The following is a 15,499-nucleotide window of genomic DNA, read 5'->3' as shown; positions in this document are numbered from 1 at the left end:
GGGAAGCGAGATGGATATGGCCGTAGCTGGTTCAGATTCTGCCCGGGCGACAGAGCCCAATGGCATCGCGAAAGCACCAACCCAGTTCTTCGTTCCGGCAACTGCCTCGTTGCATGAACGAAGACCGCGCACGCTCAAGCACGGCGATACGTTCGCGGTGTTCGATCACAGTGGCGATGCCATCAGCGGCCATGGAAGTCCGGAAGGGCTGTATCACCGGGATACACGCCATCTCTCGCATTTCTATCTGACACTCATGGGCGGAGTGCGGCCGATTCTTCTCAGTTCCGCATTGAGAGACGACAATGCGACGTTGACCTGTGATCTAACGAATCCGGATATCCACGATGAGGGTGGCGAATGCGTCTTGCGGAATGACCTCGTCCACATCCGCAGGACGCGCTTCCTCTGGAACGGCGTCGCATATGAACGGCTGTCACTCTTCAACTACGACGATCAGCCGCATCGATTGTCAGTGGAGATCGGTTACGCCGCTGATTTCGCCGATCTGTTCGAGGTGCGCGGCACGGTTCGCCCAAAGCGCGGAGAGCGATGCTCTCCGGTGTTCGGTGATGACCATGTGGTGCTGAGCTATATTGGCCGCGACAATCTGACGCGTCATACCACTCTGAGGTTTTCACCGCAGCCACAGGTTATCAGCCACGATCAGGCTGTCTTCTCATTCAAATTGGGGGCAGGCGAGCGGCAATCCATTCTTATTGAGGTGCATTGCGGGGAAGCGGATCTGAACCAGGATCTGCGTACCTCTTTCATACACTCGTTCCGGGCTGCAAGGAGGGCGTTGCGCGCATCTTCCTCGCGGGCTGCCGCAGTCGCATCATCCAATGAGATTTTCAATCAGGCGCTTCGCCGCTGTGTGGCCGACATCTACATGCTTGTCACAGACACGGAGCATGGCCCCTATCCATACGCCGGCATTCCCTGGTTCAGCACGATCTTCGGGCGCGACGCGCTTATTACAGCGTTGGAAACGCTGTGGATCGATCCGGAAATCGCTCGCGGTGTCCTGTCCTATCTCGCGGCGAAACAGGCAAAGGAATTCGATGCGGCCGCCGATGCAGAACCTGGCAAGATCCTCCATGAGGTTCGCCGCGGTGAAATGGCGGAATTGGGAGAAGTGCCGTTCCGCCACTACTATGGCAGCATCGATTCCACCCCCCTCTTTGTCATCCTGGCCGGCGCATACCTTCAGCGTACAGATGACGTCGAATTCGCCCGAGCCATCTGGCCGAATGTCGAAGCCGCCCTGCGTTGGATCCAGGACCATGGCGACCGGGATGGCGACGGCTATGTGGAATATGGCCGACACACGCAGGAAGGGCTGGCCAACCAGGGCTGGAAAGACAGTTACGACTCTGTTTTCCATGCAGACGGCCGCCTAGCAGCTGGACCGATCGCGCTCGCTGAAGTGCAAGCTTATGTCTATGGAGCGTGGGAAGCCGGGGCCGCGATGCTTGATCGACTGGGTAACGCCAAGGAGGCCCAGTCACTGAGAATGCGGGCCGAGGCGTTACGCGAGCGGTTCGACCGCGACTTCTACGACGAGGATCTCCGTACATACGTTCTTGCACTGGATGGAGAGAAACGGCCCTGCCGGGTTCGTTCGTCCAATGCGGGACACGTTCTCTTTACCGGGCTTGCCAAGCCCGAGCGCGCCGCTGCCGTCGTCGAGACGTTGATGTCGCCTTCCAGTTTTTCCGGCTGGGGCATTCGTACAATTGCCACTACCGAAGCCCGATACAATCCCATGAGTTATCATAATGGCTCGATCTGGCCGCATGACAACGCGTTGATTGCGGCGGGCTTCTCCCGTTATGGATTCCGGCTGGAGGCTTCGATGATTTTCGAGGCCTTGATGGGCGCTTCAACTTATGTCGACCTCCGCCGTCTTCCGGAGTTGTTCTGCGGCTTCCCCCGCCGTCCGGTCCAGGGTCCGACCTTTTATCCGGTGGCCTGCATTCCGCAGGCATGGTCCGCAGCCGCGCCGCTCTTTCTGATTCAATCGAGTCTCGGCCTCAGTTTCGATGCGAAGGCCGAACACATCATTTTCAGCGAACCTGTTTTGCCGAACTTTCTGGATGAACTCCACATTCGCCACGTTCGCGCCGGCGATGGACATGCCGACATCATGTTGAGGCGCTCGGGTGAGAAGGTTCTGGTCGATGTTCTGGATCGTACGGGCGACGTGCGAGTTCTGTCGATGGTCTGATGAGGAAGAGCCATGGAACGACTGATCGTCATTTCTAGTCTCGTTCATGCCTTAGCTGAAGGCGAAGCCGAAGCGCATGGAGGTGGCCTGCCGCAGCCAATCGTATCGGCAATGGCAGGTCGGAATGCGCTGTGGTTTGGCTGGTCCGGCAAAGTCACCGAACGCTTTACCGGTTCGTTGAAACTCGAATGCCGCGACGGGATGCGGGTGGCGAGTGTCGATCTGGACCCTGCCGATATTGATGAGTTCGTGAATGGGTATGCCAACCGGACATTGTGGCCGATGCTGCACGGCCGTACCGATCTTGCGGAATTCGAACGTCATTTTACGGACGGCTATGAGCGGGGCAATTCCCGTTTGGCTCGGTCTATTATGCCCTTGATCGAGGAGGACCACCTTGTCTGGGTGCACGATTATCCCTTGTTCCTGGTCGCAAACGAACTTCGCGCGTTGGGATGCGCCAACAGGATCGGCTTCTTCCTGCACACGCCCTGGCCGCACCGTTCGATACTGACCGCTCTGCCTGACCATGCCAGGATGGTTCAAGCCTTGCTGTGCTATGACGTTATCGGCTTTCAAACTGAAGATTACCGACAGGCCTTTCTCGACTATCTCGAGAGCGAACTCGGCATCTCTCCGATTGAAGATGACCTGATCGAATTCGAAGGCCGCTGTATCAGGGTTCTCGCTCTGCCCGTTGGTATTGATGCAGCCGAATATCGAGATTTGCTGGCCAGCCCCGAGGCACGGGCCAGCCATCAGGCTTCCATGGAAAGCGCGAATGGCAGGAGCATGATCGCCGGAGTCGATCGGCTGGACTTTTCAAAAGGGCTACCGCAGCGTTTTGCCGGTTATGACCGTTTCCTCTCCGCGCGGCCCGATATGCAGGAGCAGATTTTCCTGCTCCAGATCGCACCGCCCGCGCGCAATGACATTCCGTGCTACAGTCATATCCGCGAAGAACTCGAAGCTCTTTCAGGCCGCATCAACGGCAAACATGCGACCTCGAACTGGGTGCCGATCCGCTATGTGAACCGTGAGCACAGCAGGCAGCAACTTGCGGGAATCTTCCGGGCGGCCCGGATCGGGCTCGTGACTCCGCTTCAGGACGGCATGAACCTCGTGGCGAAGGAGTTCGTCGCGGCACAGGATCCTGAAAATCCCGGAGTGCTTATTCTGTCGAAATTCACCGGAGCGGCGGCTCAGCTGAAAGAGGCGCTCACCATCAATCCATTCAGCGCTGACGAATTGGCGGAAGCTATCGAACAGGCGCTCAAGATGCCGGTCGCAGAGCGCAAGCGTCGCTGGCGCTCGCTATACGACATCGTGAACCGGGAAGATGCGGCTTGGTGGTGTGACAGTTTTCTCCAGCGACTGCGCGGCTCATCCGAAATCGAAAGGCCGGTGCTCTTGTCGCAAGCGGCGTAGGAGCAATTCAGGCGTTCTTGCAGGGCTTGTCCAAAAGCCATGTCTTCACGCCAGATCGGGCGCGGAGCTGAAAAGCCTGCCTTCGCGGGTCATAGAAGCGCGCCTCGTCCGACAGGATGAAGAGATTTGCGAGAGCAGAGCGCGCCAATGCAGGATGCACTGATTCAGATCAGTGCGCCGCCTACCACCTGATGGAAGAAGAGCCTCATGGTTGGAGAGCTCTTACACTTTGTCTCTCTCAGCGGATGGGCTTCCAGCGCTTGCTTGTGGCGGTCCCGTACCTCCGATCGGACAGCCGGATCGGCTGCCTGCCTTACGCAAATAAGCGCCTGCCAAGTCGAGGCGTCGGCATGATCTTCATGCCGCTGGAAATGAAGGCCGGCCCAGTCTGGAAATTGCCTTAGGGAAGGAAGCACGATGGATCAGAATAAGAAGGGCCGCAAAACACGGGTACTGCATCGGGTCTCGGTCAGAGGTCTCTATGCTGCGTTGCTCCTCGGCGTATCCGTCAGCGCCAGCGCCCAGGAAAGCGACAAGGAATCTACAGCCCCGCCGAGCCAAGCGGAGGCGACGGAAGCAGTTGGAGCATCTGTTGGCGAGAAAGCAGGTGATGAAGTCACCAAGAAGCGCGCCGAACTTCTTTCCGAAGCTGTGGAGGCGCTCCAACAGACCAAACTTGCGATCGAGCATCTGGACAAGCAAGACGGAAAGAAAGCGCTGGATGCCCTCGCGACAGCTACGGGCAGGCTCGACATAATCTTGGCTCGGGATCCGGGCCTTGCGCTGGCGCCCGTTGATGTCGTGACCAGCCGCACAGACATCATCGCGACAGTCGCCGACGTCAGGAAAGTCCGGGACAGAATTGAAGCCCTGGTAAAGGAGGGGCGTCTGCAGGACGCGCGAGTGTTGATGGAAACCTTCGCCAGCGAGATTCGGATCCACACCACCAATATTCCCCTCGCAACATATCCTGCCGCCATCAGAGGGGCTGCTCGTCTCATCGATCAAGGCAAATTGGCTGAGGCAAAAACCGCTCTCAACACTGCTTTATCGGCCCTGGTGATCGAGGAAGAGATTCTGCCGCTTCCACTTTTGCGCGCTCAGGCGATGCTGAATGCCGCAGAGAAGCAGCTGCACGAAGGCTCTGCGAAGGCGGCGGACGAAGAGTCGGAGAAATCGCAAATCGACCCGACCATCTTCATCGACAATGCCTCGTATCAGGTGGAGCTCGCGAGGGCTCTGACATACGGCAATGACAGCCTTTATGAAAAGCTTGCTCGGGACATAGAGGATTTGAAGAAAAGGGTCTCTGCCAAAAACGAATCGGGGGATCTGTTTGAATCAATAGGCAAGCAGATCGATAATCTCGAAACGACAGTTAATGATTGACGAGAAGGAGGCGGAATTGTCTGACGAACCCTTCCTTGAAACTGTTCCAGGAAAGCTTCTCTGGATACTGGCAGCTTTGCTGGTGATCGCTCTCCTCGTTTGGTTCATTGGCCCGTTTGGCCAGGAGGAGGAAAAGGAGGTCACCTATGTTCCGGGCGCTAAGGATATCAGCGGTGGGGAATTGATAGTAACCGAACCTGATCCCCTCGCGGTCCCGGTGGAACTGCCCAAGACGCCAATGACGCCTGTTCCACCTGAAAAGGCGGAGTCAGCTTCAGAACAATAACCGCGCCTCTCACTCTGCCGTTCCCCGATCCGCGTTTTTGCCTCGCACTGACCTTTCACGTACTGGGTTGCCCGATATCGTGGTGGAGGCGCGGCTCTGGATGGCCTGAGGCAAGCGACTTTCGCGGGTTCCATCAAGACCACATAGACGTTCAAACCCTGCGTCGAATGGCGCGCGTATGAGCAGTGTCGCATTATGCGCGCAGGGCGGGAGTTACGCGGCGCGCGGACACGCTGCATTTCGCCGAATTTTCGGGTTCACCAGGAATTGAAACAGGTCGTCGTTCACCTAAATCAGTGCTGAATAACAGGTTGGAGGACCCACAGTGAACACGATGAAGACATTCATTCTGCTCGCTGCCTTGACCGCGCTTTTCATGGGCCTCGGCTACATGATCGGCGGCTCCAGCGGCGCATTGATCGCGCTCGTACTGGCGGCGGCGATGAACTTTTTCACATACTGGAATGCGGACAAAATCGTATTGTCCATGCACAGGGCTCGCGAAGTGAACGCCACCAGCGCCCCTGAATTCTATGGAATGGTTCGTGAGCTCGCGATCCGGGCCGGTTTGCCGGTTCCCAAAGTCTATATTATCGATAGCCCTCATCCGAACGCCTTTGCGACCGGACGCGATCCCGGCCACGCTGCGGTTGCAGCAACGACGGGTCTCTTGCGCATTCTTTCGCACGAAGAGATCGCAGCCGTGATGGCGCATGAGTTAGGTCACATCCGCAATCGCGATACGCTGATTATGACGATGGTAGCTACGATCGCCGGCGCCATCTCCATGATCGCTAATTTTGGCTTCTTCTTCAGCAATGACAACAGGTCCAATCCCTTGGCGCTGCTCGCGGCAGTCGTGGTCGCACCATTTGCGGCGATGATTGTGCAGATGGCTATAAGCCGTACTCGGGAATTTGGTGCTGACCGTGCCGGTGCGGAGATTTGCGGCAATCCTGCGGCCCTGGCTTCGGCTCTGAGGAAAATCGCCTCCCCGGCCCGGAGGATTCCTAACCCGGTTTCCGAACGCAATCCCGCAGCGGCACAACTCTACATCGTGCCAACGCACGTTTCAGAGCTGTTCTCGACGCATCCGGCGACCGAAAGGCGAATTGCTGCTTTGGAGGCTATGCGGGGCCAACAAGCAAACCGAGTGAGGCGCCCCAATGCGATTGGGCGGCTCGGACCATGCTGAGCGGTCAGGTTTGTGCAACAACGCAGGATAGTTGGGGCTGGTGGACGAAGACCCACGTCCATCGCCCCAACTGCCGCAGGTACATTCGGTGCAGGTGTGTTGGAGCGAGAGTATTCTGCTCCCTTGGCCGTGCGGTCGTCCAATTGCCATCCGCAGTGCGCTACACCTCAGCTTGCCGTTCAGCCGGTGCGGGGGCCAAGCAGAATAACCGCCGCCCCTATAAGGCAAATGGAAGCTCCCGCAATGTCCCAGCGGTCGGGGCGCAGGCCCTCAACCGCCCAGAGCCAACCCAACGACGCAAAGATATAGACACCTCCATAGGCCGCGTAAGCGCGGCCCGCAGCGTCGCTGTCCACCAATGTCAGCAGCCAGGCGAACAGTGCGAGTGATACTATTCCCGGCACAACCCATAACGGCGACTGTCCCATCCTCAGCCATACCCAGAAGGAAAAGCATCCGGCGATTTCGGTCAACGCTGCGCCAACATATACGAAGGGCGTGACTGTCATTCGCTTCCTTTCTCGACCATGTGCAGCGCGCGCTTGGAGGATCCGGCAATCCGCGACTGTCCACCATCCCATAACGCGACGAATGCGGCCCGTTCCCGTTACAACGCGGTGGTATTCGTTGCCTTGCCGAACTTGCCAATCGCGAGCGCCATTCCTGAGTCTGTAGCAGCCACAGAGTGCAGATAGTCGATCATTTACGGCAAATCGAAGTTACGGGCATTGATGATGCCGAAACGTCGGCGAAAATGTCATTCCAACCAATGCTTCATCTTTCGCAACCTCTCTGCTGCATGAGCCGGCGCTCGGTACAAATTGGGACAGTTTACCCGCCTGATGGGTAAACTTTCGGGACAGAGCGGCTTCATATTGCCTCCAACGCCTCCGCAGTGGAGCGTCATTGGAAAGGAACATGAACATGAAGAAGCTTGCACTTGTCACTGCCGCTTTCGCCACGGTCTTCAGCACCGCCGCCATGGCTGCCCCATCCTACGGCCAGAACAACGGCCGCGCGGGACACGGTGTGGAACAGCGCCACGACAGCCACCAGGACAACCGCAACTCGTCGTCTCGAGCCGAACAGCGCCGCGATAACGAACGGCAGGTCTACAAGACCTCGACGCATGGCTGGAAGAAGGGAGACCGTTTCGACAGCCGCAAGGCCGCCAACTTTCGGGTGATCTCGCAGCCCAAGGCCTATGGTCTGAAGGACGCCCCGCGCGGCTATCGCTGGGTACAGTCGGATAACGACGTGGTGCTGGTTGCGATTACCAGCGGCGTGGTTGCCGCGGTGCTTTCGAACATCCTTGCCTGATGGGGGCATGATGTCCAAAAACAGGCCCCGATGCCAAGAGCATCGGGGCCTTCCGGCACGAGGAGACGGGATTTTGGCGCAAACGCTTTCCGGACAGCCCCATATCCTTCTGGTGGAGGATGACCGGGACATTCGCGATCCGCTCGCGAGCTATCTCGGCAAGAACGGCTTTCGTGTGATCACCGCCGCCAATGCCGCCGATGCGCGTGAGATTGTGGCTGCCCATGCGATTGACCTGGCGCTGCTCGACATCATGATGCCGGGTGAGGACGGACTGGCGCTCGCGGGCTTTCTGCGCGCAACAGGCAGGCTGCCTATCATCTTCCTGACAGCCAAGGCGGAGGAAGTGGACCGGATCATCGGCCTGGAAATCGGCGCTGACGATTACGTCACCAAGCCTTTTTCACCGCGCGAACTGGCCGCCCGGATCAAGGCGGTGCTGCGGCGCGCGAACGAGGGCGGACAGGCTGTCCATCCTCCCGGCGCGGAGGCTTTTGCTTTCGGCCCCTGGGTTCTGCGCACCGGAGATCGCGAGCTTGTCGACAAGGACGGTGTCGCCGCGCCGCTCTCCGCGGGCGAGTTCAACCTGCTCCATGCCTTTGTCACCCATCCTCGCCGGGTGCTGAGCCGTGACCAGTTGCTCGACTTCACCCAGGGCCGCGAACTGGCCGCTTTCGAGCGCAGCATCGACAACCATATCAGCCGGCTGCGTCGCAAGATCGAGGCAGATCCGTCCGATCCGCAGCTTATCAAGACGATCTGGGGCGGCGGTTACATGCTGGCGGCCGATGTCAAACGGCTGTGACTCGCTTCCTGCCTCGGACGCTGACAACGCGTATGGTCCTGCTGCTGGGCCTGGCGCTGCTGCTGGCCCAGCTCGCCAGCTTCGCGCTGGTGTGGAACGACCGCCAGGAGATCAGCCGGGCGCGCAACGAGGCCCCCGCGATCACCCGCTTTGCCGAGGCGGCGGGCGACATCGCGGCGGCCGATCCTGAGTATCGCGATCTCCTCGTCAAGGATGCGTCCCGCCGCGGTGCCGGGTTCACGCTCGTCTCCAATCCGTCCATCACGGCAAGCGAACGCGACAGCGATCTCGAACAGCGTGTGAGCGAGGCGCTGGCAGATACCGGGCTCGGTAACACCGAAGTCGAGGCGGCTCGCCTTGCACCGGTCGGGGGAAGCGGTCCGGATGCGGACCGGCCGGTGCTGCGGATCGCGGCCCGGATCGCCGATGATACCTGGATCGCGGGGCGGTTCCGCTCGCGCCCGCAGGATCCGACGCTGATCTACAGACTCGGGGCCGCCACGTTGCTGCTGTACCTGTTCGTGCTCGGCGCCGCGGCCTGGGGCACCCGTAGCATCAACCGCCCGCTGCGCGAGCTGACCGATGCGGCGCACGAGTTCACCGGGCGCTCGTCCGCGCCTGCGCTACAGCCGCACGGTCCCGACGACGTGCGTGAGGCGATGGAGGCGTTCAACGCTATGAACGCGCGTATCATCTCGCTGCTCGAGGAGAAGGATTATCTGCTCGGGGCGATCGGCCACGATCTGCGTACGCCCCTGGCTTCGCTTCGCGTGCGGATCGAGAGTATGGAGCCGGAAGAGGACCGCGAGGCGGCGATCGCCAAGATCGAGGAAATGACCGCCATGCTCGAAGACATCCTGGTCCTCGCCCGCACCACCCGCGCGCAGCGCCGCCCGATGGACCTCACCGCGCTGGTCGAAGCGCTCGTCGAAGAATATGCCGAACTGGAGCGCCCCGTCACCTTCGAGCCCTCGTCGCGTGTGACCGCCGAGATCGCGCCCGACCTGCTGCGCCGCGCACTGCGCAACCTCATCGACAATGCGGTGATCTATGCCGGCTCCGCGCAGCTCAGGGTTCTCGGCGAGGACGGCAAGGCGATCGTCGAGCTGCGCGACAGCGGCTCCGGCATTCCGCCCGAAGAGCGCGAGCGGGTGGTCCAGCCGTTCCAGCGCCTCGAAACCTCGCGCAGCCGCGAAACCGGCGGCTCCGGCCTCGGCCTCGCCATTGCGCGCAGCATCGCCGAGAGCCATGGCGGCAGCCTCGAACTGCGTTCCAACGCGCCGCAAGGTCTGGCGGTAAGGCTGGGCATCGCCGAACGGGAAGCGTGAGATAGGATTGACGAGCTTCGCCAAAGGCGGTCAATAGTCGATTGTCTGGATCAGCAGACAAATGCGCCATTACGTGTAGCCAGAGTTTTGTCGAGTCATGGCAGCTAGGCGCCGGCACGAGACAGTCAGCTTTTTTCTGTGTGAAGCGAAATCCGGAAAATCCGCTGATATCCCGCGTGAAGTGACGATCATGTCCGTCGCGGTGTATCGGAACAGACTTCCTCACATGCCGGTAGGTAGAGAGTGACACAAAGGCCGAGGCCATCGACGCTTCCCGGCTCGGCGCTCACGCTTCCGCCGTGGCGTTCCATCGCGTGCCGTGTGATAGCAAGGCCAAGGCCCGTGCCGACCGGTTCGTCTCCGTCCCTGTCCGTCACTCGGCAGAACGGCGCGAAGATTGCGTCCAGCATCTCGTTGGGCACGCCGGGGCCCATATCGCAGACCCTGACGACAAGTCCATTCGCCGATGCATTCCCCTTGATCGCGACGACCGACCCGCTCGGCGCGAACTTGACCGCGTTGCGGATCACGTTCTCATAGGCGCGGTAGAGCAGTTCACCGTCGGCATTGACCACGAAGCGCGTCGGCAATCGACAGTCGATTGTGCATTGCCTGGCACGGGCCTCGAACTCGGCATCCTCGACGATAGCGTGGAGGAGATCGACAACGTCCAGCTTCATCGAATTGAGTTCAGCAACGCCGGAATTGAGCCGGGCCAGCGTCAGTATCTCGCCGATCAGCTTGTCGAGCCGCTCTACCTCGCGCTGCATGCGGTCGAGGCTGCCTTCAATCTGCTCGGGGGAACGCCGGGCGAGGCCGATCGCGACGTCCATCCGGGCGAGCGGGGATCGCAGTTCATGCGAAATGTCGTGAAGCAGTCGGTCTTGCGTTGCGACCAGCCTCTGAAGTCGGTCTGCCATACCGTCAAATTCGAGCGCCAGATCGGCGATCTCATCCACCCGGGTGCCCATGCGATCAGATAGACGGATTCCGAAATTGCCTTCGCCGATATCGTGAAAACCGGTGCGCAGAAGGGCGATAGGCTGCGACAGGTAAAAGGCCACGATGGCGCTGATGACCAGCGAGACGAAAAGGCCGGCTAGGACCGGAACCCAGATGCTCGGCCGGGTATCGTCGGCAATTTGGTAGGAAAGGCGGTAGCGCTCGCCTTGCGCAGAGATAATTGTCAGGCTGGCGGCATCGGACGGCATATCAGCGGTGCCGGCCAGCAGGTCTCCGGCTGCATTGCGCAGCGACACGTCATCCGCGCTGCGTGCGATCAGCCCCCGTGCCGCCTCCGGCCCGCTTTCCTGCAGCGCCTGCGCGATCGCAACAAATCCGGAGGAGTCGGCATTTCGTTCGGCAGCATCGCTCCTCGTCAGCTCGTAAAACCCTATGCCCAGCGCGAAAGACAGGAGGGTGGCCAGCGTGAACGCTGCGAAAAGCTTGCGAAACAGGCCGCCCGATCCCCGGGCGAGCGATAGCCGCGCATTAGGCCGTGGCAAGCTGGTAGCCCTGTCCGCGCACGCCGATGATCCAGCTTTCGCCATCGGGCCGCGGCCCGAGTTTCTGCCGGATCGAACTGATATGCACGTCGATCCGCCGGTCATAGGGTGTGAGCGCCCGGCCCAATCCATCAAGCGATAGCTGCTCCTTGGCGACTATCTGGCCACCGTGGCGGGCAAGCACTTCCAGCAGGCTGAACTCGGTGCTGGTAAGCGCCAGCACCTCGTCATGCCAGTGCGCTCGGCGCGATCCCGGCCACATCACCAGTGGCCCGGCCTCGATTGTTTCTCTGGCCTGCACAGCCGGATCGCCGGGCACACGGCGCAGGATCGCTCGCATCCGCGCCACCAGCTCGCCCGGTGAACAGGGCTTGGGCACGTAATCGTCGGCCCCCAGATCGAGCCCGGCGATGCGATCGACATCAGCCCCGCGTGCGGTCAGCAGCAGCACCGGGATATCGCTCTTGCGGCGGATCCGGCGCAGCAGGTCGATCCCGGTCACCCGCGGCAGCATCACGTCGAGCACGATCAGGTCGAAGGCGCCACTCAGCGCCTCGCTCTCGCCACTGGAACCGTCATGGGCGGCGGACACATTGAAGCCCTCCGCCTTGAGATACTGCGAGAGCATGAGCGTCAGTTCGCGGTCGTCGTCGATGAGCAATATATTGGGCATGATCTCATGTCGCCTATGACGCCTTCTCCCGGCGGCTCTCCAACTTTTACTGATCTTAACATGCATTTTGCATAACTTAACGTGGCCGAACACAAGTTTTGGCTGCACTGCGATAGTGGTGCAGCCCATATGAAGCTGCCCCGACGTGATGACGATATGCCGGTGATTCGCCGCAGGACAACCAGGCAGCGGCTGGTCATTGCCGCCGCGATGACCTCTGCCCTGTTGCTCGCCGGATGCACGCTCGGCCCCGATTATGAACAGCCCCGGCTGGCGGCAGTGCCGGTCCAGTGGGAAGCGCCGCAGCCCCACGACGGGGATCTCGCGAACCTCGCTGACTGGTGGGCGCAGCTCGACGATCCGGTGCTCGTCCGCCTGCAGCAGACCGCCGAGGACTTCAGCCCAAGCCTCGGTCAAGCCGTGGCGCGGATCGATCAGGCGCGCGCCAGCCTCGCCACCAGCCGGGCGGACGGCCTGCCGCAAGTCAATGGCAGCGGCTCCTATTCGGTCGCCGGCCAGATCGATATCGATTCCGGCGACGAAACGGACGAGAACGGCAATACAGTCACAACCGGCGATGGCCTCATCGTGACCAGCGACGGCCTCCAGGCCGGGCTCGACGCCAGCTGGGAAATCGACCTGTTCGGCAAGGTGCGCCGGCAGAACCAGGCCGAGCGCGCCCGGATCGAGGCGCGGGTGGACGATTGGCATGATGCGCGCGTCTCACTGTCCGCCGAAGTCGCCGATTACTACGTCCAGCTGCGGGGCTGCGAACAGCTTGCCGATCTATATGATCAGCAGGCCAGCTCGCAGGACGAAACCGCGCGCCTCACCCGCATCAGCGCCAATGCCGGATTTACCGCGCCTGCCGATGCCCGGCTGACCGAGGCCTCTGCCGCCAGCACGCGGGCTTCGCTGAAGGAGCAGCGGGCGCAATGCGACCTGCTGGTGAAGAGCCTCGTCACCCTCACCGGAATGAGCGAGGGCGAATTGCGCGCGCTGCTGGCGCCTCGCCGGGGCGAACTGCCCGGATCGCTCGAATTCCGAGTGGCTTCGGTGCCCGCCGATCTCGTGCGCCAACGCCCCGATGTCGCCGCAGCGGAACGCGAGTTGGCCGCGACCAGCGCCGAAATCGGGGCTGCCGAGGCCGATCTCTATCCCAGCCTGTCGCTGGGCGGGTCAATCCCGCTCGCCAGCGGGGTGGCGCAATGGTCGTTCGGACCCTCGCTCAGCCTGCCGATCTTCGACGGTGGCCGCGCCCGCGCCGGAGTGCGCAGTGCCGAGGCCTCCTACGACCTGCAATATCACACCTATCGCGAAGTCGTGTGGTCGGCCGTGCTCGAAGTGGAGCAGTCGCTGGTCCAGCTCGATGCCGCACGCGGCCGCGCCGACGATGCCGCCGAGGCGGCCGATGGCTATCAGGATTATTTCATCGCGATCGAGCGGCTGCGGGAGGTGGGATCGGCCAATGTGCTCGATCTCGAAAGTGCCCGCCGCAATGCGCTCGACGCCAAGCGCAATCTCGTGAGCCTGCGCACCGCCACCGCCCAGTACTGGATCGCCCTCTACAAGGCGCTCGGCGGCGGCTGGGACGAAGCGCAAAGCCCCGATTACACGATTCCAGCAGGAGACCAGACCTCGTGACCTCCATCAAGGCCAGAGGCCGCCGGTTCGCGGCCATCGCCGCGCTCGCGGCGGGCGCGCTGATGCTCAGCAACTGCTCCGCACCCGAAGAGGGCGACAGCAAACCAGCCGCCAGCCTGACCGTGCGCGTGACCACGCCGCAGGAAGACAGCTGGCCCGAAGTGCTGGCCGCGACCGGCGCGATCAAGCCGTGGCAGGAAATGGTGATCTCCGCCGAAACCGGCCCCTACCGGATCGCCCGGCTGAATGTCGATGTCGGCAGCTGGGTCGGCAAGGGCGCGGTGCTCGCCACGCTTTCGCGCGATACGCTGGAAGCCGAACGCGCCCGCCTGCAGGCGGCGATTGCGGAGGCTCAGGCCACTCTCAGCAAGGCCCAGAGCGATGTGCGCCGGGCCAATCTGGTGAAGGATACAGGCGCCCTGTCCGATCAGGAAATCGAGGGATACCGCGTTTCCGAACAGACCGCCCGTGCCAGCCTCGAAGCCGCCCGGGCCGAATTGCGCGCCAACAGCGTTTCGCTTTCGCAGACGGCAGTGCGCGCGCCCGACGGCGGTGTGGTGTCCTCGCGTTCGGCCGATCTGGGCAAGGTGGTAAGCGCGGGCGAGGAATTGTTCCGCATGGTCCGCCAGGGTATCGTCGAATGGCAAGCCGAGCTTACCGCAGAACAATTGCAGCGGGCCGAGGCCGGGCAGTTGGCCACCGTCACCCTGCCCGATGGCAATGAGGTGGTCGGTACCGTCCGTCTCGTCTCGCCCACACTCGATGGCGATACCAGCCGTGGTCTCGCCTATGTGCGCCTGCCTGTCTCCTCCGGAGCGCAGGCGGGCATGTATGCCAATGGCGGCATCGAACTCGATGCCCGCAAGGTCATGACCGTACCCGAAACGGCCGTGGTGCTGCGCGACGGCAAATCCTATGTCTTCGTGATCGGCAACAAGAATGTCGTCACCGAGACCGAGATCACCGCAGGCCAGCGGCGCGATACGCGGGTCGAGATTTCGGGCATCGGCAAGGGTACGAAGATCGTCGCCACCGGTGCATCCTTCCTCAGCGATGGCGCCACCGTGCGTGTGCAGAGCGATGGCAAGCAAGGCTCAAGCGCCCGGAAGGCCGCCGAGAAGGACGCCGAATAGTGAATATTTCCGCGCTATCCATCCGCCATCCGGTTCCGGCGGTGCTACTGTTCATCATGCTGACCGTCTTCGGCGTGATCGGCTTCCAACGGCTTGAAGTCCAGGATTTCCCGGATATGGACCAGCCAACGGTGACGATCAGCGCCTCGCTCGAAGGCGCTGCACCCGATCAGCTGGAAACCGAGGTGGCGCGCAAGATCGAAGATCAGCTGACCTCGCTGCGCAAACTCGATCACGTCACCACGACGATCACGGAGGGCAGCGTCTCGATCTCGGTTTCCTTCGACATCGACAAGGATTCGAATGAGGCGGTCGAGGAAGTGCGCAATGCGGTGGACGGCGCGCAGTCCGAATTGCCCGCATCGATGCAGCAGCCGACCGTCTCCAAGAATACCGAGGACAATTCGGCGCTGCTGACCTATGTCATCACCTCGCCGAATTACGACGAGGAGGAACTGTCGTGGTTCGTCGACAACGATCTGTCTAAGAGCCTGATCTGAAATTAAGTTGAGTGGTATCAGCGGGTTAGCTTGACGGCTGCCCAAGTCGTTGATTCAGCGGTT

General features: G+C 61.2%; 14 protein-coding genes. 11 read left to right on the top strand and 3 right to left on the bottom strand.

Features of this window, described 5'->3' with window-relative positions; genetic code table 11:
- The first annotated feature begins 10 nt into the window (after positions 1 to 10).
- From B2G71_RS21670 to htpX, 5 genes are all read left to right on the top strand, one after another.
- Entirely contained in the window at positions 11 to 2,230 is a 2,220-nt protein-coding gene (locus B2G71_RS21670) for an amylo-alpha-1,6-glucosidase (RefSeq protein ID WP_206049482.1), read from the top strand.
- A gap of 12 nt (positions 2,231 to 2,242) precedes the next feature.
- Positions 2,243 to 3,658, top strand: a complete 1,416-nt coding sequence (locus B2G71_RS21665) for a trehalose-6-phosphate synthase (RefSeq protein WP_098108748.1) — start codon at positions 2,243 to 2,245, stop codon at positions 3,656 to 3,658.
- Between the two features lie 417 nt (positions 3,659 to 4,075).
- The gene (locus tag B2G71_RS21660; RefSeq protein ID WP_098108747.1) at positions 4,076 to 5,047 is read left to right on the top strand and encodes a YfdX family protein; all 972 of its coding nucleotides are present in this window, start codon (positions 4,076 to 4,078) and stop codon (positions 5,045 to 5,047) included.
- Entirely contained in the window at positions 5,040 to 5,333 is a 294-nt protein-coding gene (locus B2G71_RS24665; RefSeq protein ID WP_240530288.1) for a hypothetical protein, read from the top strand. The genes B2G71_RS21660 and B2G71_RS24665 overlap by 8 nt, the downstream gene beginning before the upstream one ends.
- Positions 5,334 to 5,658: 325 nt before the next feature.
- A complete protein-coding gene (gene htpX, locus B2G71_RS21650; RefSeq protein ID WP_168176448.1) occupies positions 5,659 to 6,528 on the top strand; it encodes a zinc metalloprotease HtpX in 870 nt (289 codons plus the stop codon).
- A gap of 179 nt (positions 6,529 to 6,707) precedes the next feature.
- Here htpX and B2G71_RS21645 read toward each other — a convergent pair whose 3' ends face one another.
- Positions 6,708 to 7,037: a YnfA family protein gene (locus tag B2G71_RS21645; RefSeq protein WP_098108745.1), complete on the bottom strand. Its 330-nt coding sequence runs from the start codon at positions 7,035 to 7,037 to the stop codon at positions 6,708 to 6,710.
- Between the two features lie 415 nt (positions 7,038 to 7,452).
- Between B2G71_RS21645 and B2G71_RS21640 the strand changes: the two genes are divergently transcribed.
- The 3 genes from B2G71_RS21640 to B2G71_RS21630 are packed head-to-tail and all read left to right on the top strand — an operon-like array spanning position 7,453 to position 9,981.
- Positions 7,453 to 7,848, top strand: a complete 396-nt coding sequence (locus B2G71_RS21640; protein ID WP_168176447.1) for an RcnB family protein — start codon at positions 7,453 to 7,455, stop codon at positions 7,846 to 7,848.
- Entirely contained in the window at positions 7,841 to 8,653 is an 813-nt protein-coding gene (locus B2G71_RS21635) for a response regulator (protein ID WP_240530287.1), read from the top strand. Before B2G71_RS21640 ends, B2G71_RS21635 begins: the two co-directional genes overlap by 8 nt.
- Positions 8,654 to 8,685: 32 nt before the next feature.
- Complete coding sequence (locus B2G71_RS21630) at positions 8,686 to 9,981, top strand: ATP-binding protein (RefSeq protein ID WP_098108743.1); 1,296 nt, start codon at positions 8,686 to 8,688, stop codon at positions 9,979 to 9,981.
- Positions 9,982 to 10,169: 188 nt separating this feature from the next.
- Here B2G71_RS21630 and B2G71_RS21625 read toward each other — a convergent pair whose 3' ends face one another.
- Complete coding sequence (locus B2G71_RS21625; protein WP_168176446.1) at positions 10,170 to 11,486, bottom strand: ATP-binding protein; 1,317 nt, start codon at positions 11,484 to 11,486, stop codon at positions 10,170 to 10,172.
- Positions 11,473 to 12,159: a response regulator transcription factor gene (locus B2G71_RS21620; RefSeq protein WP_098108741.1), complete on the bottom strand. Its 687-nt coding sequence runs from the start codon at positions 12,157 to 12,159 to the stop codon at positions 11,473 to 11,475. The genes B2G71_RS21625 and B2G71_RS21620 overlap by 14 nt, the downstream gene beginning before the upstream one ends.
- Before the next feature lie 129 nt (positions 12,160 to 12,288).
- On the opposite strand from B2G71_RS21620, the gene B2G71_RS21615 reads away from it, so the two are divergent.
- From B2G71_RS21615 to B2G71_RS21605, 3 genes are read left to right on the top strand one after another with little or no spacing between them, the layout of a single operon-like run.
- Positions 12,289 to 13,803: an efflux transporter outer membrane subunit gene (locus B2G71_RS21615; protein WP_240530286.1), complete on the top strand. Its 1,515-nt coding sequence runs from the start codon at positions 12,289 to 12,291 to the stop codon at positions 13,801 to 13,803.
- Positions 13,800 to 14,936 (top strand): efflux RND transporter periplasmic adaptor subunit, encoded by a 1,137-nt coding sequence (locus tag B2G71_RS21610; protein WP_240530285.1) that lies wholly within the window; start codon positions 13,800 to 13,802, stop codon positions 14,934 to 14,936. Before B2G71_RS21615 ends, B2G71_RS21610 begins: the two co-directional genes overlap by 4 nt.
- Positions 14,936 to 15,436 (top strand): efflux RND transporter permease subunit, encoded by a 501-nt coding sequence (locus B2G71_RS21605; protein ID WP_206049481.1) that lies wholly within the window; start codon positions 14,936 to 14,938, stop codon positions 15,434 to 15,436. The genes B2G71_RS21610 and B2G71_RS21605 overlap by 1 nt, the downstream gene beginning before the upstream one ends.
- Positions 15,437 to 15,499 lie beyond the last annotated feature (63 nt).

The sequence above is a fragment of the Novosphingobium sp. PC22D genome, from assembly GCF_002556635.1.
Lineage (GTDB): Bacteria > Pseudomonadota > Alphaproteobacteria > Sphingomonadales > Sphingomonadaceae > Novosphingobium.
Note: the sequence above shows the minus strand (reverse complement) of the source record. Positions and strands in the feature narration are given on the sequence as shown.

Coding starts and splice junctions, on each gene's coding strand:
- B2G71_RS21670 (WP_206049482.1), top strand. CDS start 11: ATGGATATGGCCGTAGCTGGTTCAGATTCTGCCCGGGCGACAGAGCCC.
- B2G71_RS21665 (WP_098108748.1), top strand. CDS start 2,243: ATGGAACGACTGATCGTCATTTCTAGTCTCGTTCATGCCTTAGCTGAA.
- B2G71_RS21660 (WP_098108747.1), top strand. CDS start 4,076: ATGGATCAGAATAAGAAGGGCCGCAAAACACGGGTACTGCATCGGGTC.
- B2G71_RS24665 (WP_240530288.1), top strand. CDS start 5,040: ATGATTGACGAGAAGGAGGCGGAATTGTCTGACGAACCCTTCCTTGAA.
- B2G71_RS21645 (WP_098108745.1), bottom strand. CDS start 7,037: ATGACAGTCACGCCCTTCGTATATGTTGGCGCAGCGTTGACCGAAATC.
- B2G71_RS21640 (WP_168176447.1), top strand. CDS start 7,453: ATGAAGAAGCTTGCACTTGTCACTGCCGCTTTCGCCACGGTCTTCAGC.
- B2G71_RS21630 (WP_098108743.1), top strand. CDS start 8,686: ATGGTCCTGCTGCTGGGCCTGGCGCTGCTGCTGGCCCAGCTCGCCAGC.
- B2G71_RS21620 (WP_098108741.1), bottom strand. CDS start 12,159: ATGCCCAATATATTGCTCATCGACGACGACCGCGAACTGACGCTCATG.
- B2G71_RS21615 (WP_240530286.1), top strand. CDS start 12,289: ATGAAGCTGCCCCGACGTGATGACGATATGCCGGTGATTCGCCGCAGG.